At 70.5% G+C, this 25168-nt stretch carries 27 protein-coding genes; 19 read left to right on the forward strand and 8 right to left on the reverse strand.

The features are described from left to right. Nucleotides 1–7 precede the first annotated feature (7 nt). The 3 genes from ACIBKY_RS36045 to ACIBKY_RS36055 are packed head-to-tail and all read left to right on the forward strand — an operon-like array spanning nucleotide 8 to nucleotide 3551. Complete coding sequence (locus tag ACIBKY_RS36045) at nucleotides 8–1357, forward strand: efflux RND transporter periplasmic adaptor subunit (RefSeq protein ID WP_397103889.1); 1350 nt, start codon at nucleotides 8–10, stop codon at nucleotides 1355–1357. Then, nucleotides 1354–2370, forward strand: a complete 1017-nt coding sequence (locus tag ACIBKY_RS36050) for an ATP-binding cassette domain-containing protein (protein WP_397103891.1) — start codon at nucleotides 1354–1356, stop codon at nucleotides 2368–2370. The genes ACIBKY_RS36045 and ACIBKY_RS36050 overlap by 4 nt, the downstream gene beginning before the upstream one ends. Beyond that, nucleotides 2367–3551, forward strand: a complete 1185-nt coding sequence (locus ACIBKY_RS36055; protein ID WP_397103892.1) for an ABC transporter permease — start codon at nucleotides 2367–2369, stop codon at nucleotides 3549–3551. The genes ACIBKY_RS36050 and ACIBKY_RS36055 overlap by 4 nt, the downstream gene beginning before the upstream one ends. Before the next feature lie 169 nt (nucleotides 3552–3720). Here the strand turns inward: ACIBKY_RS36055 and ACIBKY_RS36060 are convergent, their stop codons facing one another. The 4 genes from ACIBKY_RS36060 to ACIBKY_RS36075 all read right to left on the reverse strand — a co-directional run bounded on the left by ACIBKY_RS36060 (nucleotide 3721) and on the right by ACIBKY_RS36075 (nucleotide 7231). Next, nucleotides 3721–4482 carry an ABC transporter permease gene (locus ACIBKY_RS36060; protein WP_397103894.1) on the reverse strand — a complete coding sequence of 254 codons (762 nt, stop codon included), beginning with the start codon at nucleotides 4480–4482 and terminating at the stop codon, nucleotides 3721–3723. Then, complete coding sequence (locus tag ACIBKY_RS36065) at nucleotides 4479–5369, reverse strand: ABC transporter ATP-binding protein (protein ID WP_397103895.1); 891 nt, start codon at nucleotides 5367–5369, stop codon at nucleotides 4479–4481. The genes ACIBKY_RS36060 and ACIBKY_RS36065 overlap by 4 nt, the downstream gene beginning before the upstream one ends. A gap of 81 nt (nucleotides 5370–5450) precedes the next feature. Continuing rightward, on the reverse strand, nucleotides 5451–6104 hold the full coding sequence (locus ACIBKY_RS36070; RefSeq protein ID WP_397103897.1) for a response regulator: 654 nt from the start codon (nucleotides 6102–6104) through the stop codon (nucleotides 5451–5453). Beyond that, nucleotides 6101–7231 carry a sensor histidine kinase gene (locus ACIBKY_RS36075; RefSeq protein ID WP_397103899.1) on the reverse strand — a complete coding sequence of 377 codons (1131 nt, stop codon included), beginning with the start codon at nucleotides 7229–7231 and terminating at the stop codon, nucleotides 6101–6103. The genes ACIBKY_RS36070 and ACIBKY_RS36075 overlap by 4 nt, the downstream gene beginning before the upstream one ends. A gap of 92 nt (nucleotides 7232–7323) precedes the next feature. Here ACIBKY_RS36075 and ACIBKY_RS36080 point away from each other — a divergent pair, with 92 nt between their 5' ends. The 10 genes from ACIBKY_RS36080 (at nucleotide 7324) to ACIBKY_RS36125 (ending at nucleotide 15455) form a co-directional block, all read left to right on the forward strand. After that, nucleotides 7324–8487: an acetoin utilization protein AcuC gene (locus tag ACIBKY_RS36080; RefSeq protein WP_397103901.1), complete on the forward strand. Its 1164-nt coding sequence runs from the start codon at nucleotides 7324–7326 to the stop codon at nucleotides 8485–8487. A 7-nt stretch (nucleotides 8488–8494) separates the two neighbouring features. Next, nucleotides 8495–9277: a phosphatase gene (locus ACIBKY_RS36085; protein ID WP_397103903.1), complete on the forward strand. Its 783-nt coding sequence runs from the start codon at nucleotides 8495–8497 to the stop codon at nucleotides 9275–9277. Between the two features lie 312 nt (nucleotides 9278–9589). Next, a complete protein-coding gene (locus ACIBKY_RS36090; RefSeq protein WP_026214222.1) occupies nucleotides 9590–9793 on the forward strand; it encodes a helix-turn-helix domain-containing protein in 204 nt (67 codons plus the stop codon). 184 nt (nucleotides 9794–9977) lie between these two features. Continuing rightward, nucleotides 9978–10076: a 30S ribosomal protein bS22 gene (locus ACIBKY_RS36095; protein ID WP_018654693.1), complete on the forward strand. Its 99-nt coding sequence runs from the start codon at nucleotides 9978–9980 to the stop codon at nucleotides 10074–10076. Between the two features lie 22 nt (nucleotides 10077–10098). Then, complete coding sequence (locus ACIBKY_RS36100) at nucleotides 10099–11100, forward strand: NAD-dependent epimerase/dehydratase family protein (protein WP_397103905.1); 1002 nt, start codon at nucleotides 10099–10101, stop codon at nucleotides 11098–11100. Then, nucleotides 11097–11930: a lysophospholipid acyltransferase family protein gene (locus ACIBKY_RS36105; RefSeq protein WP_397103907.1), complete on the forward strand. Its 834-nt coding sequence runs from the start codon at nucleotides 11097–11099 to the stop codon at nucleotides 11928–11930. The genes ACIBKY_RS36100 and ACIBKY_RS36105 overlap by 4 nt, the downstream gene beginning before the upstream one ends. A 63-nt stretch (nucleotides 11931–11993) precedes the next feature. Beyond that, the gene (locus tag ACIBKY_RS36110; protein WP_397103909.1) at nucleotides 11994–12788 is read left to right on the forward strand and encodes an SDR family NAD(P)-dependent oxidoreductase; all 795 of its coding nucleotides are present in this window, start codon (nucleotides 11994–11996) and stop codon (nucleotides 12786–12788) included. 58 nt (nucleotides 12789–12846) lie between these two features. Further along, nucleotides 12847–13428, forward strand: a complete 582-nt coding sequence (locus tag ACIBKY_RS36115) for an RNA polymerase sigma factor (protein WP_397103911.1) — start codon at nucleotides 12847–12849, stop codon at nucleotides 13426–13428. A 2-nt stretch (nucleotides 13429–13430) separates the two neighbouring features. Continuing rightward, nucleotides 13431–14447 (forward strand): LCP family protein, encoded by a 1017-nt coding sequence (locus ACIBKY_RS36120; RefSeq protein ID WP_397103913.1) that lies wholly within the window; start codon nucleotides 13431–13433, stop codon nucleotides 14445–14447. Between the two features lie 33 nt (nucleotides 14448–14480). After that, the gene (locus tag ACIBKY_RS36125; RefSeq protein WP_397103915.1) at nucleotides 14481–15455 is read left to right on the forward strand and encodes an alpha/beta fold hydrolase; all 975 of its coding nucleotides are present in this window, start codon (nucleotides 14481–14483) and stop codon (nucleotides 15453–15455) included. On the opposite strand, the gene ACIBKY_RS36130 is transcribed toward ACIBKY_RS36125, so the two are convergent. The 3 genes from ACIBKY_RS36130 to ACIBKY_RS36140 all read right to left on the reverse strand — a co-directional run bounded on the left by ACIBKY_RS36130 (nucleotide 15429) and on the right by ACIBKY_RS36140 (nucleotide 17705). Beyond that, a complete protein-coding gene (locus ACIBKY_RS36130; RefSeq protein ID WP_379611403.1) occupies nucleotides 15429–16301 on the reverse strand; it encodes an HAD family hydrolase in 873 nt (290 codons plus the stop codon). The genes ACIBKY_RS36125 and ACIBKY_RS36130 overlap by 27 nt on opposite strands. Nucleotides 16302–16311: 10 nt before the next feature. Continuing rightward, nucleotides 16312–17004, reverse strand: a complete 693-nt coding sequence (locus ACIBKY_RS36135; RefSeq protein ID WP_397103918.1) for a DUF5667 domain-containing protein — start codon at nucleotides 17002–17004, stop codon at nucleotides 16312–16314. Nucleotides 17005–17066: 62 nt separating this feature from the next. Beyond that, complete coding sequence (locus tag ACIBKY_RS36140; protein WP_379611405.1) at nucleotides 17067–17705, reverse strand: sigma-70 family RNA polymerase sigma factor; 639 nt, start codon at nucleotides 17703–17705, stop codon at nucleotides 17067–17069. 178 nt (nucleotides 17706–17883) lie between these two features. On the opposite strand from ACIBKY_RS36140, the gene ACIBKY_RS36145 reads away from it, so the two are divergent. Beyond that, complete coding sequence (locus ACIBKY_RS36145) at nucleotides 17884–19374, forward strand: putative quinol monooxygenase (RefSeq protein ID WP_397103920.1); 1491 nt, start codon at nucleotides 17884–17886, stop codon at nucleotides 19372–19374. A 12-nt stretch (nucleotides 19375–19386) separates the two neighbouring features. Here ACIBKY_RS36145 and ACIBKY_RS36150 read toward each other — a convergent pair whose 3' ends face one another. Then, the gene (locus tag ACIBKY_RS36150; RefSeq protein WP_397103922.1) at nucleotides 19387–19623 is read right to left on the reverse strand and encodes a glutaredoxin family protein; all 237 of its coding nucleotides are present in this window, start codon (nucleotides 19621–19623) and stop codon (nucleotides 19387–19389) included. A 115-nt stretch (nucleotides 19624–19738) separates the two neighbouring features. On the opposite strand from ACIBKY_RS36150, the gene ACIBKY_RS36155 reads away from it, so the two are divergent. From ACIBKY_RS36155 to hemB, 5 genes are read left to right on the forward strand one after another with little or no spacing between them, the layout of a single operon-like run. After that, nucleotides 19739–20416 carry a redox-sensing transcriptional repressor Rex gene (locus ACIBKY_RS36155; protein ID WP_379611408.1) on the forward strand — a complete coding sequence of 226 codons (678 nt, stop codon included), beginning with the start codon at nucleotides 19739–19741 and terminating at the stop codon, nucleotides 20414–20416. Next, nucleotides 20413–21681 carry a glutamyl-tRNA reductase gene (locus ACIBKY_RS36160; protein ID WP_397103924.1) on the forward strand — a complete coding sequence of 423 codons (1269 nt, stop codon included), beginning with the start codon at nucleotides 20413–20415 and terminating at the stop codon, nucleotides 21679–21681. The genes ACIBKY_RS36155 and ACIBKY_RS36160 overlap by 4 nt, the downstream gene beginning before the upstream one ends. Continuing rightward, nucleotides 21678–22583: a hydroxymethylbilane synthase gene (gene hemC, locus ACIBKY_RS36165; RefSeq protein ID WP_397103926.1), complete on the forward strand. Its 906-nt coding sequence runs from the start codon at nucleotides 21678–21680 to the stop codon at nucleotides 22581–22583. Before ACIBKY_RS36160 ends, hemC begins: the two co-directional genes overlap by 4 nt. Further along, nucleotides 22580–24121, forward strand: a complete 1542-nt coding sequence (locus tag ACIBKY_RS36170; RefSeq protein ID WP_397103928.1) for a uroporphyrinogen-III synthase — start codon at nucleotides 22580–22582, stop codon at nucleotides 24119–24121. Before hemC ends, ACIBKY_RS36170 begins: the two co-directional genes overlap by 4 nt. A gap of 12 nt (nucleotides 24122–24133) precedes the next feature. Further along, a complete protein-coding gene (gene hemB / locus ACIBKY_RS36175) occupies nucleotides 24134–25117 on the forward strand; it encodes a porphobilinogen synthase (protein ID WP_379611412.1) in 984 nt (327 codons plus the stop codon). Nucleotides 25118–25168: the final 51 nt, after the last annotated feature.

The following is a 25168-nucleotide window of genomic DNA, read 5'->3' on the forward strand; positions in this document are numbered from 1 at the left end:
GGGCCGGGTGACGATCCGTCGCGGAATTCCCCCGCTGCTCGTCCTTCTCGCCCTGACCGGCTGTTCGGCTGACGCGCCGCCCGCCGTACAGCTCGCGGAAGTAAAGCGCGCGCCCGTCACCGAGGTCGTCGAGGCCCCGGCCACGATCGGCGCGCGCGCCACCGCCACCCTGCGCTCACCCGCGCAGGGCACCGTCGCCAAGCTGTACGTCAGCGACGGCGACCACGTGAAGAAGGGCCAGATCCTGGCCAAGATCCGCTCCCCGCAGGCCGAGGACCAGCTCAAGCAGGCCAAGAAGGCCGCCAAGCCGGCCCGTACGCCGTCGATCGGGATGCCGCGGATCCAGCTCGCCGCCTTCGACACCTCCGCACTCGACCGCAAGGTCGGCGCGCACTTCACCAAGGCCGCCCGCGAGGCCAGGAAGATCGACGACCCGCGGGCGCGCAAGCAGGTGCTGGCTGCGGTGAGCCTGGCGCGCACCCAGTACCAGGCCCAGTCGAAGGCGCTGTCCGGCATCACCGCGCAACTCGGACGGACCATCTCCCAAGTGCTCGCGCAGACCGCCGGCGGACTCAGCGCCTCGATGTCCTCGCTGCAGGCGGCGTCGCTGACCCAGGCCAGGGTCGCGGTCAAGGCCGCCGAAGGGACCGTCAAGGCGCTCACGATCAAGGCCCCGTTCGCGGGCGTCGTCACGCTCGGCCGCGCCTCGGGAGAGAGCGGCGCCGCCACGCCCGGCCTGAGCGGCCTGCTCAGCCAGTTGCCGGGCGGCGGGCAACCACTCCCTAACCTGCCCTCCAACGGCGCCGGGACCGCCGTCGCCACGGGAGTCCCCGTCTCGGCCGGCGACTCGATCATCACCGTCACGGACATCTCCAAGCTCACGATCTCCGCCGACATCGACGAGACCGACATCCTCCTCGTGAAGGTGGACGCCAAGGCCGAGGTCGAACTCGACGCCGTCCCCGGTGCCACCTACACCGCCGGGGTCGCCGGAATCGGCGTCACCCCCATGCAGTCCAGCACCGGCGGCGTCAGCTACCCCGTCCGCCTCAGCCTGGGCGCCGGAACCTTCGACGACGGCACCAAGGCGCCCGCCCCCAAACCGGGCATGAGCGCCGTGGCCCGCCTGGTCGTCCGCGAGTCGCCCGAGGCCGTCTCGGTGCCCGCCTCGGCGATCGTCAGCAGCGGGCGGGAGAGCGTCGTGTGGGCCGCCGCCGGCGGTGCGGCACAGCGGCGCGTGGTCAAGCTCGGGGCGCAGGGGGAGGCGGTGGTCGAGGTACTGAGCGGGCTGTCGGTGGGGGAGCGCGTGGTGGTGAAGGGCGCTGACTCCGTACGGCAGGGCCAGCAACTGCCATGACCTCCACCGGCCCGGCGCTGGAGGCCGTCGACCTCACGCGGCGCTACCAGCTCGAAGGCGTGTCCGTCGAGGCGCTGCGCGGCGTCACGCTCCGGATCGGCCAGGGGGAGTTCGCCGCCATCATCGGCCCGTCGGGCTCCGGCAAGTCGACGCTCATGCACCTGCTCGGCTGCCTCGACCGTCCGTCGTCCGGGCAGCTACGCGTGAACGGCGTGGAGATGTCCGGCCTGTCCGACACCGAGCTGGCCGAGCTGCGCAACCGGACCATCGGCTTCGTCTTCCAGTCGTTCCATCTGCTGGCCAGGACGTCGGCGTTGGAGAACGTGGCGCTGCCGCTGGTGTATCGGGGCATGGGCAAGACGGAGCGGCGCGACCGCGCGCGGGCGGCGCTGGAGGCCGTCGGCCTGGGCCACCGCCTCGACCACCGTCCGTCCCAGATGTCCGGCGGCGAACAGCAGCGGGTCGCGATCGCCAGGGCCCTGGTCGGCGAGCCCAAGGTACTGCTGGCCGACGAGCCCACCGGCAACCTCGACACCCGCAACGGGGCCGAGGTCATGTCCATGCTCGACCGGCTGAACGCCGACAGCGGAGTCGCCATCGTCCTCGTCACCCACGAACCCGACATCGCCGCCCACGCCCGCCGCCAGATCCACGTCCGGGACGGCCTCATAGAACTCGACACCGCCACAGCCCACCTGCCCGAGACCGGCACGACTCCCAAGAGCCCAGGCCCCACGGCCGCCCACCCCAAGGTTGACCGCCCCGAGGCCACCCACCCGGAGGCTGCCCACCCCCGGGTCGCCCACCCGGAAGCTGCCCGCCCCAGGGTCGACCGCTCCGGGGGCGACGCTCATCCCGAGGCCGCCCACCCGGAGGCCGCTCACCCCGAGGCCGTCCACCCGGAGACCGCCCATCCCGAGGCCGCCCGACCCGGGGGCGACCGCTCCGGGGATGGCGGTTCTGTGAGTGGTCACTCCGAGTCCGGGGACCAGTCGTGGGAGGAGGGCCGGTGAGGGGGCGTGAGGCGTTCGGGATGGCGCTGGAGGCGCTGCGGGTCAACCGGATGCGCAGCCTGCTGACCATGCTCGGCGTGATCATCGGCGTGCTGTCGGTCGTGATCCTCGTCTCGGTGGGCACCGGCGCGAAGGACACCGTCGAGCGGGAGATCTCCGGCCTGGGCAGCAACATCATCCTGATCGTCCCCGGCCGCCTGAACGTCGGCGCCGCCCCCACCCAGAGCCGGCTGGACCTGACCGACGTGGCCTACGTGCGCCGCGTGGTGGGGGATCCGGGCAAGGTGACCGTGTCCCTGCAGTCCGGCGAGACGGTACGCGTCGGCAGGGCCGAGGTGTTCTCCACCATCGTCGGCACCGACGAGAACCTGCCCAAGATCTTCGCCCGCCCCCTGGACAAAGGCCGCTACCTCAGCGAAACCGACGTCGACACCCGCCGCCGCGTCACGGTCCTGGGCTCAGAGGTGGCGAACAAGCTCTTCGGCGACATCGACCCGATCGGCCGCCAGGTCTCGATCTCCGGCGCCCGCTTCCGGGTGGTAGGCGTGTACGCCCAGCTGGGTTCCGCCTTCGGAGTGGCCAGAGACCAGGAAATCCACATGCCGGTCACCACGGCGCAGCGCCTGCTCGGCATCCCCCGCATCAACGGCATGGCGGTCGGAGCCAGCGGCCCGGACGAAATCGAGCCGCTCCAGCAGAAGGTCGTGGACGCGCTGGTGGACCGCTACCCGGGAGAACACTTCTCGGCGGTGACCCAGACCCAGCTCCTGGGCACCATCGGCACCGTGATCAGCATGCTCACCGGCGTACTGGCGGCCATCGCCGGCATCTCGCTCCTGGTGGGCGGGGTGGGAGTGTCCAACATCATGCTGGTGAGCGTCCGGGAACGCACCCGGGAGATCGGCCTCCGCAAAGCGCTGGGCGCCCGGCAGGGCGACATCCTGCGCCAGTTCCTGATCGAGGCCGTCCTCCTGACCACGATCGGCGGCCTGATCGGCATAGCCCTGGGAGTGGGCGGCGCCCTGGCCATCGCCACCTTCACCCCCGTCCCGGCCTCGATAACCTGGTGGTCGGTGGCGCTGGCCTTCGGCGTCTCGGCCGCGGTGGGCGTCTTCTTCGGAGTGGCCCCGGCCCGCCGAGCCGGCAAACTCGACCCCGTCGTAGCCCTCCGCGCCGAGTAACCACCCCCAGGTGCTGCCCCCACTGCCCTCCCGCCGCGGGCCGCTCCGCTCGTCCTGCCTGCGCGGGCTCCGCACGGGTCGCCCCGCTCGCGGGTCCGTGTGCGCTGTCCGGCCGGGGTCGCGCGTGAGAGGAGGGCCGGGCCGCGCGTGAGGAGGGCCGGTCCGCGGGTCAGGCGTCGCGGCGGTGGAGGAGGGCCGTGCCGGCTGCCAGGATGACGGCTGTCCAGATCAGGTACACCGCGAAGCCGGTCCACGGCGGCAGCCCGCCCACGCGTGGTTCGACCATGGTGAGCTGGAGGCCGGCGTTGGAGGTGAAGTGATCGCTGACGATGTCCCCGAGCTTCCCCGGCAGCACGGTGGTCAGCTGGGGCAGGACCAGGGTCAGCGTGATGACGGCCACGATCGCGCCGGGCGTGTGGCGGATCAGGGAGCCCAGGGCCAGGCCGAACAGGCCGCTGGCCGCCAGGTAGAGGCCGGCGCCGGTTACCGCGCGCAGCACCTCCGGGGCGGTGATCGAGGTGTCGAGGTCCTTGATGGACAGGACGCCCTGGCTGACGAAGAAGGCGGTGTACGCGGTCACCAGCCCCACGACCAGCGCGGCGATGGTGAAGACGACGGCCTTGCCGTACAGGAGGGTCAGACGTTGCGGTACGGCCTGCAGCGACGTCCTGATCATCCCGGTGCGGTATTCGCCCGAGATGACCAGCACCCCCAGCGTCGCCATGGCGATGGCGCCGAACGGCAGCGCGACCAGCGCGGTCATCACCGCCTGCGCCGCGGTGCCGGTGGCGTCCGCCGGGGTGTTGGACACGGCGGCCCAGGAGATGAGCCCGCCGATGCCGACCATCATCACGAAACCCGCGATCAGCGTCCACACCGTGGAGCGCAGCGAGCGCAGCTTGGTCCATTCGGAGCGCATCACGTCGATCATGAGGTGTACTCCAGGCTGTCCTTGGTCAGCTCCATGTAGGCCGCCTCCAGCGTGGGCTGGACGAAGGTGAGTTCCTCCAGCGGCAGCCCGGCGCGCGCGGTGAGCGTGCCGATCTCCAGAGGCTGCATGCCGGTCACCCGCAGGTGGTCGTGGTGGAGTTCGCCCGCGTTGAGCAGCTGGGCGACCTCGGCCAGGCGCGGCGAGCGTACCTTGACGAAGCCCTGGGAGCTGCGGCCGATGAAGTCGGCCACGCTGGTGTCGGCGATCAGCTCGCCCTTGCCGATCACGATGAGGTGGTCGGCCGTCTGGGCCATCTCGCTCATCAGGTGGCTGGAGACGAAGACCGTGCGGCCTTCCGCGGCCAGCTTGCGCATGAAGGTGCGGATCCACAGGATGCCGTCCGGGTCGAGCCCGTTGACCGGTTCGTCGAACAGCAGGATCTCCGGGTCGCCGAGCAGCGCCGCGGCGATGCCGAGCCGCTGGGACATGCCCAGCGAGAACCCGCCGATCCGCCGCTTGGCCACCTGGCTGAGACCGACGCTCTCCAGGACCTGCCCGACCCGCGAGGCGGGCAGTCCGTTGCTCTGGGCGATGGCCAGCAGGTGGTTGCGCGCGCTGCGCCCGCCGTGCACGGCCTTGGCGTCGAGGAGCGCGCCGATCTTGCGGAGCGGGTGCTTGAGCTTCTGGTACGGCACGCCGTCCACCACCACGGAGCCCCCGCTGGGATGGTCGAGCCCGAGGATCATGCGCATCGTGGTCGACTTGCCCGCCCCGTTGGGGCCGAGGAAGCCGGTCACCTGGCCGGGTTCCACGGTGAACGACAGGCCGGAGACCGCGGTGGTCTGCCCGTAGCGCTTGGTCAGGCCCGTGGCCTTGATGGAGGTCATGGATTCAAGGGTGCCGGGGGGATCGGCGGGGGGCTTCCTGCCGGAGGACCGTTCGCGTCGGCGTGAGGTAGGAGCCTGCTCCTACTCCCCGGGGCTGACCAGGCCCGCCTCGTAGGCGAGGATGACGGCCTGCGCACGGTCGCGTACCCCCGTCTTGCCGAACAGGCTCGTCACGTGGTTCTTGATCGTGGACGGCGAGACGCGGAGCCGGTCGGCGATCTCGGAGTTGGAGCGGCCCTTGGCGATGAGGACGAGCACCTCGCGTTCGCGGTCGGTCAGCTCGGGCAGCGCGGTGGGCGCCCGGCGGGGGCGGGCGGCGCGGACGAACGTGCCGATCAGCCGGGTGAGCAGCCGGGGCGCGACGGCGGACTCGCCGCGGTGGACGACGCGTACGCCCTCGACGAGTTCCTCGGGCGAGATGTCCTTGGGCAGGAAGCCGCCGGCGCCGGCGCGGAGGGCGGCCACGACGTTCTCGTCGAGGTCGAAGGTGCTGAGCGCGAGGACCCGCGTCTCCGGGAGCTCGGCGGAGATCAGCCCGGTGGCGGTCACGCCGTCCATGACGGGCATGTGCAGGTCCATGAGCACGACGTCGGGCCTGAGCTCGCGGGTACGCGTGAGCGCCTCCTGGCCGTCGCCCGCCTCCGCGACGACCTCGATGTCGGGCTGGGCGTTCAGCATGAGCTTGAAGCCCGTGCGCACGAGCGCCTGGTCGTCGACCAGTAACACCCTGATCATGCGTTCTCCAGCGGCAGCAGCGCGTACACCCGGAACCCGCCTCGCGCGCGGGGCCCCGTCTCCAGACGACCGCCACACAGTGCCACACGTTCGGCCATGCCGCCCAATCCGAACCCGGACCCGCCGCCCATGGTTTTGACAGGGGAGCCGTCGTCGAGCACCTCCACCTCGACGCCCTGGCTGAGGTAGGCGAGCCGCACGCCGGCCCGCGAGCCGGGGGAGTGCTTGCGGGAATTGGTGAGCGCCTCCTGGACGACGCGGTAGACCGCGTGGTCGACGGCTGTCGGCAGCGGCACCGGCTCGCCGTCCACGCGCAGCGAGGCGTTTCCCGACTGCTTGACCAGCTCCGGCAGGCCGGAGGCGCCCACGCCGGTGGCGGCGTCCGGGCCGTCGGTGGTGTCGGCCCGCAGGACCTGCAGCAACTGGCGCATCTCCGACAGCGCCTGGCGGGCGCTGTGCTCGGCGGCCTCCAGCGCCTCGCGGGCCGGGGTCGGCTCGGGTGGCAGCACCGTGCGGGCGCCGCCGACGAGCGCGTTGATCACGCTCAGGTGGTGGGCCACGACGTCGTGGAGCTCGCGGGCGATACGGCGCCGCTCGCCGTGGATCGCCTCGTCGCGCATCTCTCGCTGCCTGCGCTCCTTCAGCTCGCGGCGCAGCCGTACGAACTGGCCCAGGCCCAGCCCCAGGAACGGGCCGACGAAGCCGCCGACGACCGGCGCGACGGCGGAGCCGACAAAGGCGGGGTCGTACTGGGTGACCAGGCCGGTGATCGTGTAGGCCGCGCTCGCGGCCAGCCCGGTGAGCAGCACGCTCCGGCCGGCGCGATGGCGGCCCACGGTGTAGAGCGCGATCAGCGACGTGATCCCTAGGAAGGCGTCGGACTCGATGAGAATGGGGACGGCCGCGTCCAGCCCGAGCACGATCGCGGCCACGGTGAGGGGGTAACGCCGCCGCCAGATCAGCGGCAGGGAGCTGAGCAGCAGCAGCACCGGCGCGACCCGGTCGACCTGCGGGATCGAGTACGACACCGCCACCGCGAACAGGCTGCCGACCACGAGCGGGGAGGCCAGCGCGACGTCCTGGACCCACGGGTTGCGCACGAAGCGGTGCAGCCGGGGGAAGCGCATGCCGCGGAGGATACCTCGCGATTTCCGGATCATGACGATGGGCGGTGGCGTGCGCCTGCGGTAACGTCGGCGAAAGGCTAGGAGGGAGACTCATGTCTGGTGCGGCGAGGGTGATCTGGGACGATGCCCTGACCTCCTACGACTTCGGCCCTGATCATCCGCTGGCTCCCGTCAGGGTCGAGCTGACGATGGCGCTCGCCCGCGACCTGGGCGTGCTGGAGCGGGTCGAGCTCGCGGGCTGCGCCCCGGCCACCGACGACGAGCTCGCGCTGGTGCACAAGCGCGGCTACATCGAGGCCGTCAAGCGCGTCTCGGTCGCGGGTATGCCCGACGTGTCCGCCGGGCTGGGCACCTCGGACAACCCGGCCTTCGCGGGGGTGCACGAGGCCTCCGCGCTGATCGCCGGCGCCACCCTGGCCGCCGCCCGCGCGGTCTTCGACGGTACGGCGGAGCACGCCCTCAACGTCGCCGGCGGCCTGCACCACGCCATGGCCGCCACGGCCAGCGGCTTCTGCGTCTACAACGACCCGGCCGTGGCGATCGCCTGGCTGCTGTCCAAGGGCGTCACGAAGATCGCCTACGTCGACGTGGACGTGCATCACGGCGACGGCGTGCAGGCGATGTTCTACGACGACCCGCGGGTCCTGACGATCAGCCTGCACGAGAGCCCCCGCACGTTGTTCCCCGGCACCGGCTGGCCGGAGGAGACCGGCGCGGAGGGCAGCGCGGTGAACGTGGCGCTGCCGGCCGGCTGCGGCGACGGCGGCTGGCTGCGCGCCTTCGACGCGGTGGTGCCGCCGCTGCTGCACGCGTTCCGGCCGGAGATCCTGGTGACCCAGCACGGCTGCGACAGCCACGCCCTGGACCCCCTGGCCAACCTGATGCTCAGCCTGGACGGCCAGCGCGCGGCGTACGCGGCCCTGCACCGGCTGGCGCACGAGACGGCGGGCGGCAAGTGGATCGCGACCGGCGGCGGCGGCTACGAGCTGGTCCAGGTGGTGCCCCGGGCCTGGACGCACCTCATGGCCGAGGCGTCGGGCAGCCCGGTGGACCCGGCCACCCGGACACCCGAGTCCTGGCAGCGTTTCGTCCGCGAGCGCACCGGTGAGACACCCCCGCTGACCATGACAGACGGCCGGAGCCCGGAATTTCGTGACCTTTCCGGTGGTTATGATCCTGCGGATCCCATCGACCGTGCGATCATGGCGACGCGTAACGCGGTGTTCCCTCTGCACGGCATCGACCCGCTGCCCTAGGAGAGTTGTGCAGACCCGCGACGAACTCCGCGAGCACCTGGTTCGCACGCGCATCGCCGGCGACGTCGCGACCCCTCGCGAGAACAACCTCGACCACTACAGCTCCCTGGCCAACCGCGACCCGCACTACACGCTGGGCCTGACCGTCTCGCAGCCGTGGTCCTACCGCGACATCCTGGAGCTCATGGCCAAGTCCGCGGGCGTGGTGGCCGACGTCAAGCATCGTTCCGGGCAGGACACCATCGATCCCGAGCGGACGATCGACGCCCTGGACGCCATGGCCGACCGGATCGCCGCCGCGCTGTCGCGGCCCTCGCCCCGGCTGCTGTTCGCCACGGGACATCCGACGGGGCTGCTGGCCGTACACCTGCCGCTGGCGTGGTTCGCGGCCGAGCGCGGCGCGCGGCTGCTGACGCCCGCCGAAGGCTGGACCTACTGGGGCCAGGGCTTCGGCCGCAAGCGCAAGATCCGCTACCTGCAGGACGTCGCCATGCTCGACGACCGCGGCGGATTCGTGCACAGCCACGACCCCGCGCCGATGGTCGCGATGATCGCGGAGATGGGCGAGGAGCGCCCCGACCTGGTCGTCGCCGACCATGGATGGGCCGGCGCTGCGGGCGAGGCGGGCATCCCGACCGTGGGCTTCGCCGACAGCAACGACCCCGCGCTGTTCGTGGGCGAGGCCGAGGGCAAGATCGATGTGGTCGTCCCGCTCGATGACAACGTGCTTCCGCGCTATTACACACCGTTGACGGACCATCTGGTCACACGGGTCTCACGAGCCCTTTGAGTCGAATTCGGTCATCCCCATACCGTCTTTTCGCGCCTGCATTCCAAGAGGCTCGTCGTCCCTTTGCCAACTTTTGATGGGCCTGGGGCGACTCTTATGTGTACGAAGTTGGACAGTTCCAACGTCCTGGCGAGGTGCTCTGCCCTGCTGCTGGCCAGCGACTTTGCTGGTTTGGCTGACAGGTGGCTCCGCGAGCTGAGAAAATAGGGGGTTTGCGCACTCGGAGTCCCGACTTACGCTGACGGCAGTACACGTGCGTGAGCAATGGCACCAGTGGGGATAACCCGGAAACACGTGCGGAAGAGGCGTCCGATGGGTGCAGGCGAAAGACCTCTCAGCGAGGTTAAGTTCCTGACGGTGGCAGAAGTGGCCACGGTCATGCGAGTGTCCAAGATGACGGTGTACCGGCTGGTGCACTCGGGCGAACTGCCGGCCATTCGCGTCGGCCGCTCGTTCAGGGTGCCTGAGCAGGCGGTACACGACTATCTGCGAGAGGCCTACATCGAGGCCGGATGAGAGTTGGAGTAGCGGCGCGTTCGTACTCTCGCCGTGAATACACGCCGTGGGACATGGCCCGGTCGCGCGAACGCGGCCGGGCACCCACCCCCGAGGGGCGATCTACCACCGATCGCCGGTAGTCTGTGAGCCGGCGTGCGCTCGCACGTCGATTCAGACTTGCTATCAGTTAACTGGGGGTCCCGTGGGCTCTGTGATCAAGAAGCGCCGCAAGCGGATGGCCAAGAAGAAGCACCGCAAGCTGCTCAAGAAGACGCGCATCCAGCGGCGTAACAAGAAGTAGTAGACGCTGTTGTGAGGCGCTGATGACCCGCACCGTGCTCGTCACCGGGGTCTCGCGCCACATCGGCGCCCGGGTGGCGAGCGTCCTGGCGGCCGACCCGGACATCAGCCGCGTCATCGGAGTCGACACCGTCCCGCCCTTGTCGCCGGCGCTTGCCTCGCTGGCGCGAGAAGGCGGCGGCTCCCTCGGCCGGACGGAGTTCGTCCGGGTGGATCTGCGCAGCCCCGACATCGCCCAGGTGATCGCGGCCGCGGACATCGACACCGTTGTGCACATGAGCCTGGTCAGCGCTCCTTCGCGGAGTACGGGCCGGGCACTGATGAAAGAGCACAACGTCATCGGCACCATGCAGCTGCTCGGTGCCTGCCAGCGGTCGGCGACCGTGCGCCGCGTGGTGGTCCGTTCCACCACCGCGGTCTACGGCTCGTCGCCGAAGGATCCGGCGGTCTTCGACGAGGACGTGGAGCCGCACGACGGCCCCGGCCACGGCTATGCCAAGGACGCGGCCGAGGTCGAGGGCTACGTGCGCGGGTTCGCCCGCCGGCGTCCCGACGTGACCGTCTCCATGCTGCGCTTCGCCAACTTCATGGGTCCCGGCGTCGACTCGCCGGTCACCCGCTACTTCGCCCAGCCGGTCCTGCCGACGGTGTTCGGCTTCGACCCTCGCCTGCAGTTCGTCCATGAGGACGACGCGGTCGAGGTGCTGCGGCGGATGGCCACGGAAGACCACCCCGGCACGTACAACGTGGCCGGGGCGGGCGTGCTTCTGCTCTCGCAGTGCGTACGCCGTGCCGGCCGGTTCTCGCTGCCGCTGTTCTCACCCGCCTTCCGCGTGATGGGTGAGATGGCCAGGCGCGCCGGGCTGGTCGAGTTCTCACCCGAGCAGCTGCGGCTGATGAGCCACGGCAGGGCCGTCGACCCCGCCAAGCTCGCCGCCGAGCTCGGCTGGAAGCCCAAGTTCACCACCGCGGCGGCCTTCGACGACTTTCTCCGCTCGCGCGGGCTTGGAGCCATGCTGACATGAGCGAGCCCGATCGGCTGGCCGAGATCCTGGCCTTCCTGCGCAGGCGGCTCAACGGCGACTACGAGGTCGACGAGTTCGGCTACGACCCCGAGCTGACCGACAAGGTCCTGCTCGAACTCCTGCGGCCGATCTACCACCGCTGGTTCCGGGTGGAGACCGCCGGCGTCAAGAACGTCCCGCAGGACGGCGGCGCCCTCGTCGTGGCCAACCACTCCGGCACGCTGCCCGTCGACGCGCTCATGACCCAGGTCGCGCTGCACGACGAGGCCGGGCGGGCGCTGCGGCTGCTCGGCGCCGACCTCGTCTACCAGCTCCCGGTGCTCGGCCACCTGTCGCGCAAGTCCGGCCACACGCTGGCCTGCCGCGAGGACGCCGACCGGATGCTGCGCAAGGGCGAGCTGGTCGGGGTCTTCCCCGAGGGCTACAAGGGGCTCGGCAAGCCGTACGCCGACCGGTACAAGCTCCAGCGCTTCGGCAGGGGCGGCTTCGTCGCCTCCGCGATCCGGGCCGGGGTGCCGATCGTGCCCACCGCGATCGTGGGCGCCGAGGAGATCTATCCCAAGCTCGGCGACATGAAGACGCTGGCCAGGGCGCTTGGCCTGCCGTACCTGCCGATCACCCCGCTCTTCCCCTGGCTGGGGCCGCTGGGGCTGCTGCCGCTGCCGTCCAAGTGGATGATCGAGTTCGGCGAGCCCATCCGCACCGACGAGTACGAGCCGGGCGCGGCCGACGACCCGATGCTCGTGTTCAACCTCACCGACCACGTGCGCGAGGTCATCCAGCAGATGCTCAACGAGCTGCGGCTGAGAAGAGGCCACGCCTTCGCCTGAGAAGGCTGCAACCGATCCCGTCCCGCGGGTGTTCACGAGGCGTCATCCAAGAAAGGAACCCTCGTGGACCTGCAGCTTTCCGGCCGTGTGGCCGTCGTCACCGCCGCTTCCAAGGGCATCGGCCTGGCCGTCGCCCGCACCCTTGCCGAGGAGGGCGCCCACGTCGTGGCGGCCTCGCGCACCCCTACCTCCGAGCTCCCGCCCGAGATCGTGCACGTGCCCGTGGACCTCATGGACCCGCAGGCGCCCGCGCACGTGATCGCCACCGCCGCCGAGCGGTTCGGCGGGCTCGACATCCTGGTCAACAACGCCGGAGGGCCGCCGCCCGGCGTGACCCTGCCGCGCTTCGGCTTCCTCACGCCCGGGGACGACGACTGGCGGGCGATGTTCGAGTTCAACCTCTACTCGGCGGTGCGGGCGATGCGCGCGGCCGTACCTCTGATGCTGGAGCGCGGCGGCGGCTCGATCGTCAACGTCTCCTCGGGCGGCGCGCGGCAGCCCGCGCCGATGAACGTCGACTACAACGCCGCCAAGGCGGCGCTGAACTCGGTGGGCAAGGCCCTGTCCGAGGAGTACGGCCCGCGCGGCATCCGGGTCAACACCGTCTCGCCCGGCCCGACCCTGACCGCCTGGTGGACCAAGGAGGGAGGCGCGGCCGAGGTCCTGGCCTCGATGACCGGCGGCGACACCGCGACCGTGATCGAGCGGGCCGCGCCTGAGATGATGCGGCTGGCCACCGGACGCCTGGTGGAGCCGCAGGAGATCGCCGACGCCGTCGCGCTGCTGGCCTCGCCGCGCTCCGCGAGCACGACCGGCGCCGACTTCGTGATCGACGGAGGCTTCCTCAAGGAGCTGTGAACCGGATGGGCGGGTTGCGGCAAGACATCCCTGACCGACTCCCCACAGAAGGGCGGAGATGATCACGCAACCCGCCACCAGGGCCGCTGACGCAGAGCTCGTCAGCGCGTCCTGGACCGATCCGGAGGCGTTCGCCGAGCTGTTCGACCGCTACTCCGGCATGCTCTACAGGTACGTCGTGAAGCGGCTGGGCCCCGAGCCCGCCGAGGACCTGGTGGGCGAGACGTTTCTGGTGGCCTTCTCCCGCAGGAGGAGCTACGACACGGGCTACTCCGACGCCCGGCCCTGGTTGTTCGGAATCCTGACCAAGCTCATCTCGCGCCACCACCGCAGCGAGGCGGCCCGCTACCGCGCCATGCGGCGCGCGCCGCTCGACGGCGACGTGGAGTCCCCGGCCGACCGCGTGGCGGCCGGGGTCACCGCGCAGGCCGCCAGGCCCGAGCTGGCCGAGGCCCTGGCCAAACTGCCCGCCAAGGACCGCGACGTCCTTCTGCTCATCGCGTGGGGCGATCTGACCTACGACGAGGTCGCACGGGCACTCGACATCCCGATCGGCACCGTGCGCTCCCGCCTCAACCGGGGCAGGCGGAAGGTACGCGCGGCCCTCGGCGACACCAACCCGATGATCGAGGAGGAGTGACGATGGACGATCTGAAGTTGCTCCGTGACTTCGGCAGGGAGCTGGAGCAGGAGCCGCCCGCCACGCTGGTCCGCCAGCGCCGCCGGTACATGGGGACGGCGCCCAGGCGGCGCGTCCGTACCGGCTGGGCGATGATGGGCGCGGTGGCCGTCGCGACCGCGCTGGCCGTCGCGGTGCCCACGCTGCTGCTGGGCAACCGGGACCGGGCGTTGCCGGTGGGATCGGGGAACCGGCCGGTGAACGTCTCCGGCGTCCAGAACATCCTGCTCATCGGCTCCGACACCCGCCAGGGCCCGGGGAACGAGGAGTACGGCCCGCTGGAGGCGCGAACGGAGTCCAAGGCGCGGGCCGACACGATCGCGCTCGTGCACCTGCCCGCCGACCGGGGCAAGCCGACGGTGGTGAACGTTCCGCGCGACTCGATGGTGCAGATCCCCGCGTGTGGCGACTCTCCCGCGCGCCGGGACATGATCAACAGTGCCTACACCACGGGCGGCGTCGGCTGCCTGGCCAAGACGCTGGAGAAGCTGACCGACGTCCGGGTGGACCACTACGCAGAAGTGGATTTTTCGGGATTCAAGAAGGTCGTTGACGCTCTCGGCGGTGTCGAGGTGACGATCAAGCGTCCCATCGACGACCCGAAGTCGAAGCTGAAGCTGCCCAGCGGGCGGAGCGTGCTCAGCGGCGAGCAGGCGCTCGGCTACTTCCGGCTGCGCGACCACGGCGACGGCTCCGACATTCAGCGCATCAAGCGCCAGCAGAGCCTGCTCTACGCGATGCTGGCCAAGGCGAAGACCGCACTGGTCGCCAACCCGGCCGGGTTCCGCGAGTTCCTGGCCGCCGTGACTACGGCCACCACGTCGGACCTCAACGTCGAGGAGATGTACCAGCTCGCCGTCGATCTGCGGCAGAGCAAGCCGGCGTTCTTGACCGTCCCCTGGACGCCCGATCCCGAGGACCCCAACCGCCTGCTCTGGAAGCAGCCCGACGCCCAGAAGCTCTTCGCGAAGCTCCGATAGTCTTATTAGACAAAAAGTCCTATAGTCGCGGGCATGCGGTACAAGGTGCTCGTGACCGGGCTGCTCCTCGGCGTCGCCGTGGGACTCGTCGCCCGGAAGAGGTCCAGCGAGACGCTCGGCGGCGGCCAAGGCCGCCGGCTGCCCGTCGAGACGGACGACGGCGCCGTCATCGACGTCGACGTCAGGGAGTCCGGCACGCCCGCCTACGCCGTGGTCTTCGCCCACGGCTGGGTGCTCAACCGGCACAGCTGGCACTACCAGCGGGAGGCCCTACCCGATGAGGCCATGCTGGTCGGCTACGACCAGCGCGGGCACGGGGCCTCCACGGCCGGTCCGGCAGGACCCTGCTCGATCGAACGGCTCGCCGCCGACCTGGAGGCCGTGATCGACGCGGCGGTCCCGCCGGGCCTGCCGATCGTCCTGGCCGGCCACTCCATGGGCGGCATGACCATCATGGGACTGGCCGCCCGGCGGCCCGAGCTGTTCGGCGACCGGGTCGTCGCCGTGGCGCTCATCAGCACCTCGTCGGGAAGGCTGGCGGAGGGGCTGGCCGGCAGAACCGCCCCCGTCCTGCTGAACCGGCTGAAGGCCAGGGCGGCGCTCATCGACGCCAGCCCGGCGCTCCTGCGCGCCGGGACCAACTGGCCGGTCACCCGGCTGGCCGCCTTCGGGCCGAAGGCGCGCGGCCATCACGTGCGGTTCGTCAACAGGATGGTCGCCGCGACGCCCACCGAGGTCATGGTCGGCTACTTCCACGCCATCCTGGCCCATGACAAGCTCGCCGCCCTCCAGGCGCTGAGCCGGGTCGAGACGCTGATCATGGTGGGCGAGCGCGACCGGCTCACCACGCCCGCGCACGCCCGCAGGATCGCCGGCGCGCTGCCGGGCGCCACGCTGGTCGTCGCGCCGGGCGCCGGTCACATGCTGGGGCTGGAACGTCCGGAACTGGTCAACGCCGCGCTGAAGGCCCTGATCCGGCGCTCACTTGGACCGGTAGTGGCGGCGTAGCGCGATCCCGGCCGCGATGCCGCCCGCGACGGCGCCCAGGCCCGCCGCTATCGGCAGCGCGGCCATCGTGGCCTTCCTGCCGGTGCGGAAGTCCTTGATCGGCCAGCCGTGCTTCCTGGCGTGCTCGCGCAGCTCGGAGTCGGGGTTGATGGCCACCGCGTGCCCGACCAGCGACAGCAGCGGCAGGTCGTTGGCCGAGTCGCTGTAGGCGGTGCAGCGGGTCAGGTCGAGCCCTTCCCTGCGGGCCAGCGCGCGCACCGCCTCCGCCTTGGCGGGGCCGTGCAGCAGGTCGCCCACCAGATGGCCGGTGTAGACGCCGTCCCGGGTCTCGGAGACCGTGCCGAGCGCGCCGGTGAGGCCGAGACGCTGGGCGATCACGTGGGCCAGCTCGACCGGGGTGGCGGTCACCAGCCAGACCCGCTGGCCGGTGTCCAGGTGTGACTGTGCCAGCGCCCTGGTGCCCGCCCAGATGCGGTCGGCCATGACCTCGTCGTAGATCTCCTCGCCGAGCCGTACGACGTCGTCGACCTTGCTGCCGGCGACGAAGGCCAGCGCGGTCTCGCGGGCGACCGCGATGTGCTCGGGGTTCTCGTTGCCGCGCAGCCGGAACGCGGCCTGCCCGACCGCGAACTTCAGCAGGTCGGAGGTGGTGAACAGGCCACGCGTGGCCAGGCCTCTGGCGAAGTGGTAGATCGAGGCGCCGCGCATCATCGTGTTGTCGACGTCGAAGAACGCGGCGGCCTCCGGGTCGGGGTCGGCAGGTTGGGTCACGACCGCCGCCGCGGCGGCGACCTCGCCGGCGACCTGGGCTTCCGTCTCGTGTCGTCGTCGAAGTAGCCGCCTCATGGACAGCAGCTTACCTAGGCACCGCAAGGCCTTCGATGTAGTGCAAATACGTACTCGCCTGGTCCTGCTCTGGGCCGTTGAGCTGCTCCAGCATGGGCTCGACCATGTCGCGCTGGTCCTGGGCGAAACTGTTGAGCTTGGGGGAGCGCGGCTCGACCCGCTCCATCCGCTTGATGGCCGACTTCGTGGATTCGGCCATGTCACTCAGAGTAGCCGAGACGAGGGGCCCATCACCGGAGCCGCCGAGCAGCACGGCCACCTCGGCGGCGCGTTCCTTGGCCGAGACCATCTCGCGCTCCGCCCGCTCCCTGTCGTCGGTGCTGAGCCGTACGAGCGTGTGCTCGGCGGCCCGTTTGAGCGGGTAGAGCGTGTCGCCGGGCACCGACTGGTAGGTGAAGAAGGCCGACATCATCATGCCCGCGGCCAGGCCGAGCGTCGCGAGCTGCGACGGCCACGACAACCGCACCCTCCTGGTACGCCTGGCGTGCCGAGCCCTGCCAGGCGGCGCCTGAGCCTCGGGCACGGCGAGCGCGTCGGCGTCGGCGTCGGCCGAGATCAGCCGCGTTCTCAGCCGCTCGCGGAAATCGCCGTCCGGCCCGCCGCCCTGAGGCAGGCTGCGCAGCTCGTCCAGATGGCCGAGAAGCCGCTCGTGCGACCCTCGCGTGGCTCCGAACGGCCATCGGCTAGGTCGCGCCCTACCCATGACTGCTCCCTGTGGCCCCCGTCCGGTGTGACACCTGCCTAACGAGGCGCCGCGTGCGGAGGTTACGCGAGGTCGTGCTTGAGAGCCCTGGCCAGCGCCCGGATCGCACGGAACTGCAGGGCTTTGATCGCTCCACTCTTCTTCCCCATGATCAACGCGGTCTCCGCGAGAGACAGGCCGTGCAGGAAGCGCAGGACCACGCACTCCTGCTGCTCGGGATTGAGGTCTCGGACGGCGCGCAGGACGCGGTCGTTGATGATGGCCGTGACCACCGCGTTCTCCGGGATGTAAGCCCCGTCGAGCGGCACGTCGAGCACCTCGCCGGTAGTGATCTCCAGACGGTAGCGCCCGGACTTGAAGTGGTCGGTGACGAGGTTGCGGGCGATCGTCACCAGCCAGGCGCCGAAGTCGCGGCCCTGCCAGGTGAAGTCCGCCACACGGCGGAGGGCACGTAAGAATGTCTCTGAGGTGAGGTCCTCGGCCAGGGGGTGAGAGCCCACGCGGAAGTAGATGTAGCGGTAGACAAGATCGACGTAGCGGTCATAGAGCGTGCCAAAGGCTTCCGTGTCGCCGGTCTTCGCCCGCAACACGAGCGTACGCACGTCATCTGGGATCTCTTCGCGCACAGCAAGCTCGCTCGACCGGGTGTTGCCAGCGACCGCTGGCGACAGAAGCCCGGCGAACGGCCACGAGTCAGGCATCCGGTGTCCCTGGGGGTAAGGGCTGCGGCGTGCTCGAACACTCTAGAAATCAACCGGAAATTCCACAATCCGCTTCAGGGTGGCGTCACTAGCCGTAATCGGCGGATACGGTGTGGACCGACCCGTTCCCTCTTCGGCTACCGGCTGGGAGGCATCGTCCGGCAGCATTGGAGTCACCATGGAGATCCTTGTTGCTGTCATCGCGTTCGCGGGCGCGCTCCTCGCCGCGATCGCAACCGGTGCCTTGATCCGTAGTCTTCGCGAGGAGCGCGAAGGGTGGCTCATCGCCTGGACGGTCGCCACGGCGATGCTCTGCCTCGCACTGGGTGCGATCGGCACGGGCTACCTTATCGGCTTCGGCGAGGGGACGTTCAGGATCTACCAACTGGCCGGATCCCTGATCGCTCCGCTGTGGATGGCGATCGGCCTCGTCCAGTTGCTGGCGGAGAAGACGCCCCCGAAGTTCCTCGCCTGGCTGCTCGGGATCGCGTTCACGATCGTCAGCTCGGTGGTGATCGTCTTCGACCCCGTGCTCAAGGCCACGGAGATGGCCAAGGCGCTGCCGCCCGGCTCGTCCCACTGGAGCCTGATCGCCAGCTCCGTCCTCGTCGGCGCGCACGTGATCGACGCGCTCATCCTGCTCGGCTGTGTGGTGGTGGCCGCCCTGCGCTGGCGCGACGGCGACGACTACGACACCGACAACCTGCACGCCGCCGCCGTCATCGCGCCCTCGGCGCTGGCCCTGATCGGCGCGGTGCGCTTCGCCGTGCCGGGTGTCTTCACCACTGCGCTGCTCGTGGTGGCCGCCGCGGCGATCTGGTACGCCGTGCTGCGGCCGCTCGCGCCGTACGAGGACGAGGAGGACGACATCAAGAGCGAGAGCTGGGAACCCGCCTCGACGGGCCGCAGAGCCGTGCCTGAGCGCACGCCCGCCCGCATGGAGGCCCAGGCGCCGCTGGAGCCCCCGCGGGCCAGGCCCTCCGGCCTGAGCGACCTCGTCGCCGAGTACCGCGCGGGCGACCAGGACGTGGGCTTCGGCGCCCGCATGGAACCGGGCCCGGCGACCGGCCACGTCAACCCGATGAACCCGATGAACCCGGCGAACCCGGCGAACCCGGCGAACCCGATGAACCCGGCGCCCACGATGGACCCTGGCCCCTCGACCGGCTACATCATGAACGGCAGCCCGGAGCAGGCGTTCGGCCGCCACAGCGGCGGCCCGCCCCAGCCCCAGCCCCAGCAGCCGGACAACTACAACATGCCGAACACCGGCGTCGTCTACCCGGGCGCCGAGGTCTTCCAGCCCAGCGCGCCCCAGCCGGCCGTCGGCGGGCGCCCCTCGCCCAGCATCTACGGCCTGCTGACCGTCTTCACGCTGATGGACGGATCCGGCGACATGTTCGACCGCCTGGCCGACCAGACCGTCGAGGCCGTGCGCCGGAGCGAGCCCGACACGCTCGTCTACGCCTGCCACGCGGTGAAGTCCGCGCCCCTGCAGCGCATCGTCTACGAGCTCTACCGCGACGAGGTGGCCTTCCAGGACCACCAGCGCCAGCCCCACGTCGAGCGCTTCGTCAACGAGCGCCAGGCCATGGTCCTGGCGACCAACATCATCGAGCTCAACGTCAACGCCGCCAAGGTCGTCCCGCTGCCGACCGCGCTCTTCTGAGCCTTGACCCGCCTAGCTCTCCAGGGCCGCCCGCAGGCGCTCCTCCGACACGCGCCAGAAGTCGTGCTGCACTCCGTCCACGAGCGTGACCGGAATCATGTCGTTGTACTTTTCCCGGAGCTCAGCGGAGCTGTCGATGTCCACTTCGGTCCACCTGACCCCCAGCTCAGCCGCGACTTTCGCGATGGTGGCGCGGGCGTCGTCGCACAGGTGGCAGCCCTGCCGGCCGTACAGAGTGATCTCGTGCATGGGGTCCACGGTAGTGGCGACTTTGTGCGTCGGTTCACAAAGGGATTAACCTGAAAGACGGTTCGATTCCCATGACGCGGCCGAGAGGCCGCCCGTTCCCCTGGAGCTCCGGCACGTGAAGAGCCCGTCCCAGCCCCGTGACCGAGGCATACCCGAGGCGACGGTCGCACGGCTCCCGCTGTATCTGCGGGCGCTGAACGGGATGGCCGAGCGCGGGATCGCCACGGTCTCGTCTGAGGACCTGGCGGCCGCCGCCGGCGTCAATTCGGCCAAGCTCCGCAAGGATCTGTCGCATCTGGGGTCGTACGGCACGCGGGGGGTGGGTTACGACGTTGAGTATCTCGTGTACCAGATCTCGCGGGAGCTGGGCCTGACCCAGGACTGGGCCGTCGCCATCGTCGGCGTCGGCAACCTCGGCCGCGCACTCGCGAACTATGGCGGATTCGTGTCCCGGGGGTTCCGGATCGCCGCCCTGCTCGACGCCGACCCCGAAATCGTGGGCGACGACATCGCGGGGTTGAATGTTGAACACATCGACGAACTGGAAGCCGTGATCGGGCGGCGCGGGGTCTCCATCGTGGTCCTCGCGACACCCGCGGCGGCGGCTCAGGAAGTGTGCGACCGCGTGGTGACCGCGGGCGTGACCAGCATCCTGAACTTTGCTCCTGTCGTACTTTCTGTGCCGGACAGCGTCGATGTCCGTAAGGTTGACCTATCAATAGAACTGCAGATCCTTGCGTTCCATGAGCAACGCAAAGCTGGGGGGCCACTCATGGCCGTGGACAGTCAATGAGTGTTCTGACGATCGGGCTCAGCCACCGGACGGCTCCGGTGGCCATGCTCGAACGCGTCTCGGTGTCGGGGGACACTCTTTCCAAACTCATCCACGACGTGCAGCAGGACGCCTGCGTCGCGGAGACGATGGTGGTCTCGACCTGCAACCGGGTCGAGGTCTACGCCGCCGTGGACCGTTTCCACGCGGCCGTGACGGCGATCAGCAGGCTGCTGAGCGTCCATTCCGGGGTGCCCGTCGACGAGCTGACGCCACACCTGTACGTCCACTATGAGGACCGCGCGGTCGAGCACCTGTTCTCGGTGGTGTCCGGCCTCGACTCGATGGTGGTCGGCGAGGGCCAGATCCTCGGCCAGATGCGCGGGGCGCTCAAGCTCGCCCAGAAGCACGGCACCGTCGGCGCCACGCTGAACGAGCTCGTCCAGCAGGCGCTGCGCGTGGGCAAGCGGGCCCACGCCGACACCGAGATCGACCAGGCGGGCGCGTCCCTGGTCTCCGCCGGCCTGGCCTTCGTCGGCCCGCTGGAGGGCAAGCGGGTGCTGATCGTCGGCGCCGGCTCGATGAGCGCGCTGGCCGCCGCCACGCTCTCCCGCGCGGGCGCCGGCGAGATCGTGGTGGCCAACCGCACCTTCGAGCGAGGCGTACGGCTCGCCGAGCGGGTGGGCGGCCGGGCGGTGCCGCTGCGCGAGGTTCCCCGTGAACTCGCCGCGGCCGACCTTGTGATCACGTGCACCGGCGGAGGGTCGCACGTGGTCACCCCGGCCATGCTCGCCGGCAAGCCCGCGGGAGAGCTGTTCCTGCTCGACCTGGCCCTGCCCCACGACGTGGACCCGGCGGTACGCGAGCTGCCCGGCGTCACGCTGGTGGACCTGGAGACCATTCAGGAGTCGGGCATCGGCTCGCGGGAGGGCGACGCCGTACAGACGGTGCGCGCGCTCGTCGCCGACGAGCTGACGGCCTTCCTGAACGCCGAGCGCGCGGCCAGGGTCACCCCGACCGTGGTGGCGCTGCGCAGCAAGGCCGCCAACGTCGTGGAGGCCGAGCTCGGCCGCCTGCTCATGCGCCTGCCCGAACTCGACGACAAGGCGCGCGGCGAAGTGACGCAGACCGTGCAGCGCGTGGTGGACAAACTCCTTCATGAGCCCACTGTGCGTGTCAAACAGCTCGCCACCTCCCCAGGGGGCGATCATTATGCGGAAGCTCTGCGCGAGCTGTTCGACCTGGATCCGAAGATGCCCGAGGCCGTGAGGGAGGTGGAGCTGTGACCCTGAAGCTGGGAACGCGCAGGAGCCTGCTGGCCACCACGCAGTCGCAGATGGTCGCCGACGGCTACACCCGCGCGACCGGCCGGGAGATCGAGATGGTCGGCATCACGACCTTCGGCGACGTGACCAAGGCGCACCTGGCGCAGCTCGGCGGCACCGGCGTGTTCGTCAGCGCGCTGCGCGACAAGCTGGTGGACGGCGAGATCGACTTCGCCGTCCACTCGCTCAAGGACCTGCCGACCAAGCGGGACGAGCGCTTCACGCTGGCCGCGCTGCCCACCCGCCACGACCACCGCGACGCGCTGGTCGGCGCGCACAAGCTGGCCGACCTGCCGCCCGGCGCAAGGGTCGGCACCGGGTCGCCGCGCCGGGTCGCGATGCTGCGCGCGCTCAGGCCCGACCTGGAGTACGTCCCGATCCGCGGCAACGCCGACACCCGGATCGGCAAGGTAACCTCGGGCGAGCTCGACGCCGTCGTACTCGCTTCGGCGGGTCTGACCAGGATCGGGCGCGACACGGAGATCGCCCAGATCTTCGAGGTCGAGGAGATGCTGCCCGCGCCCGGCCAGGGCGCGCTGGCGGTGGAGTGCCTCGCCGGCCGCGCCGACCTGATCGCCTTCCTTGGTGTGCTCGACGACCCGCGGACCCGCTCCGCGGTCGCGGCCGAGCGCGCCGTTCTGTCCGCTCTCGAGGCAGGGTGCTCCGCTCCGGTGGGTGCCTTCGCCGCCGATGACGGGCAGACTTTGAACCTGACCGCCGCCGTCGTCTCGCTCGACGGCCAGGCTGCGGTCCGCAAGTCCGCCGCCGGCCCGTCCTCGGACGCCGATCGCCTGGGCCGCCTTCTGGCGGCCGAGATGCTCGCCGAGGGGGCCGACAGATTGATGGGGGAGCATTCCCATTGAGCGCCGATAGTCCCACCTCCGGTTTCGTGGCGTTCGTGGGTGCGGGTCCAGGTGACCCGAACCTGCTGACGTTGCGCGGTGCCGAGCTGCTAGGCAAGGCCGACGCGGTGGTCCTCGACGAGGACCTGTTCGGCCCCCTGCTCAAGCACTGCCGCGAGGGCGTCGAAGTGGTCGAGGGCGACTACCTCAAGCGTGCCGGTGACGGCGGGCTGGTGGTACGCCTGTGCGAGGGCGACCCGATGCTGTTCTCCTCGATCACCGAGGAGGTCGCCGCCTGCACCGCCGCCGGGGTGGACTTCGAGATCGTGCCTGGTGTGCCGCCCGCGACCGCGGTGCTCACCTACGCGGGCATCCCGCCGGCGGACGATGTGCCCGAGTTCCGCGTGGTCGACGCCGCGCAGGATCAGGACTGGGCTTCGCACGCCGCCTGTCCCGGCACTCTGGTGATCTACAACGGCATCGGCGACGCCGTGGCCATCGGCAAGGCGCTCGTTTCGGGCGGCAAGCCCGACAGCACGCCGGTCGCGGTCAGCAGCAGCGGCACCACCACCGAGCAGTTCACCGTGGCGACCACGCTGGGCAGGTTGCAGCCCGACCTCAAGCACGCCGGGTTCACCGAGCCCGCGCTGATCGTCGTCGGCGAGGCCGTCGGGCTGCGCGACAAGTTGTCGTGGTTCGAGACCAAGCCGCTGTTCGGCTGGCGGGTCCTGGTGCCGCGTACCAAGGAGCAGTCCAAGGCGCTGTCGGAGCAGCTGCTCTCCTACGGCGCGGTGCCCGACGAGGTGCCGACCATCTCGGTCGAGCCGCCCCGTACGCCGCAGCAGATGGACCGGGCCATCAAGGGCCTGGTCACCGGCCGCTACGAGTGGGTCGCCTTCACCAGCTCCAACGCCGTCAAGGCGGTGCGCGAGAAGTTCGAGGAGTACGGGCTCGACGCGCGGGCCTTCGCCGGGCTCAAGGTGGCCGCGGTGGGCGAGGCGACCGCGAAGGCGCTGGTCGAGTTCGGCGTCAAGCCCGACCTGCTGCCCTCGGGCGAGCAGTCGTCGGAGGGCCTGGTCGCCGAGTGGCCGCCCTACGACTCGATGCTCGACCCGATCAACCGGGTGCTGCTGCCCAGGGCCGACATCTCCACCGACACGCTCGTGGCCGGGCTGACGGAGCTGGGCTGGGAGTGCGACGACGTCACGGCGTACCGGACCGTGCGGGCGGCGCCGCCACCCGCGCCGATCCGCGAGGCGATCAAGGGCGGCGGGTTCGACGCGGTGCTGTTCACCTCGTCCTCGACCGTGCGCAACCTGGTCGGCATCGCCGGCAAGCCGCACAACGTCACCGTCATCGCGGTCATCGGCCCGCAGACGGCCAAGACGGCCGAGGAGTTCGGCCTGCGCGTGGATGTCATGGCGGACAAACCATCGGCCTCCGCGCTGGCCGCCGCCCTCGCCGAGTACGGTGCTAAGCAGAGGCAGGCGGCGATCGCCGCGGGTGACACCCCGCGTAAGCCCTCGCAGAACCGCCGTGGGGCACGCCGCCGCAAATAGGAGTTTCGTCACATGAGTGCTGAGTTTCCCGCCGCACGTCCGCGGCGGCTTCGCCGTACCCCCGTCATGAGACGGATGGTCGCGGGCACGCGCCTGCACCCGTCGCAGCTGATCCTGCCGGCCTTCGTCAAGGAGGGCCTGGCCGAGCCGCATCCCGTGGCCTCGATGCCCGGCGTCTACCAGCACACCCGCGAGTCGCTGCGCAAGGCCGCCCACGAGGCGGCGGAGGCGGGCGTGGGCGGGCTGATCCTGTTCGGCATCCCGGCGGTGAAGGACGCCCGCGGTTCGGCGGGCGACGACCCCGACGGGATTCTCCAGCAGGCATTGCGCGAGGTGAACGCCGAGGTCGGTGACGCGATCGTGGTGATGGCCGACACCTGCCTGGATGAGTTCACCGACCATGGGCACTGCGGGCTGCTGACTCCCGGCGGTGAGGTGGACAACGACGCCACGCTGGAGCGCTACGCCTCGATGGCGGTGGCCCAGGCCGAGGCCGGCTCCCAGATGATCGCCCCGAGCGGGATGATGGACGGCCAGGTTGGCGTGATCCGCGCAGCCCTGGACGGGGCGGGCTTCTCCCACCTGCCGATCATGGCCTACACGGCCAAGTACGCCTCGGCGTTCTTCGGCCCCTTCCGCGACGCCGCCGAGTGCGCGCCGCAGTTCGGCGACCGCGCCTCCCACCAGCAGGACCCCGCGGGGCCGCTGGAGGAGGCCATGCGTGAGGTACGTCTGGACCTCGCGGAAGGCGCCGACGTGGTCATGGTCAAGCCGGCGATGTCCTACCTCGACGTCATCCGCCAGTTCCGCGACAACGTGGACGTGCCGGTGGCGGCCTACCAGGTCAGCGGCGAGTACTCGATGATCGAGGCGGCCGCGGCCAACGGCTGGATCGACCGCGAGCGGATGATCATGGAGTCGCTGATCGGGATCCGGCGCGCCGGAGCCGACCTGATCCTCACCTACTGGGCCACCGAGGTGGCTCGGCGTCTCTAGGTGGGGGTTTCCCGCTCGCCCCTGCGACCTGTGCGTTAGAGTGCGATAACA

It is taken from the genome of Nonomuraea sp. NPDC050394, from assembly GCF_044459065.1.
Lineage (GTDB): Bacteria > Actinomycetota > Actinomycetes > Streptosporangiales > Streptosporangiaceae > Nonomuraea.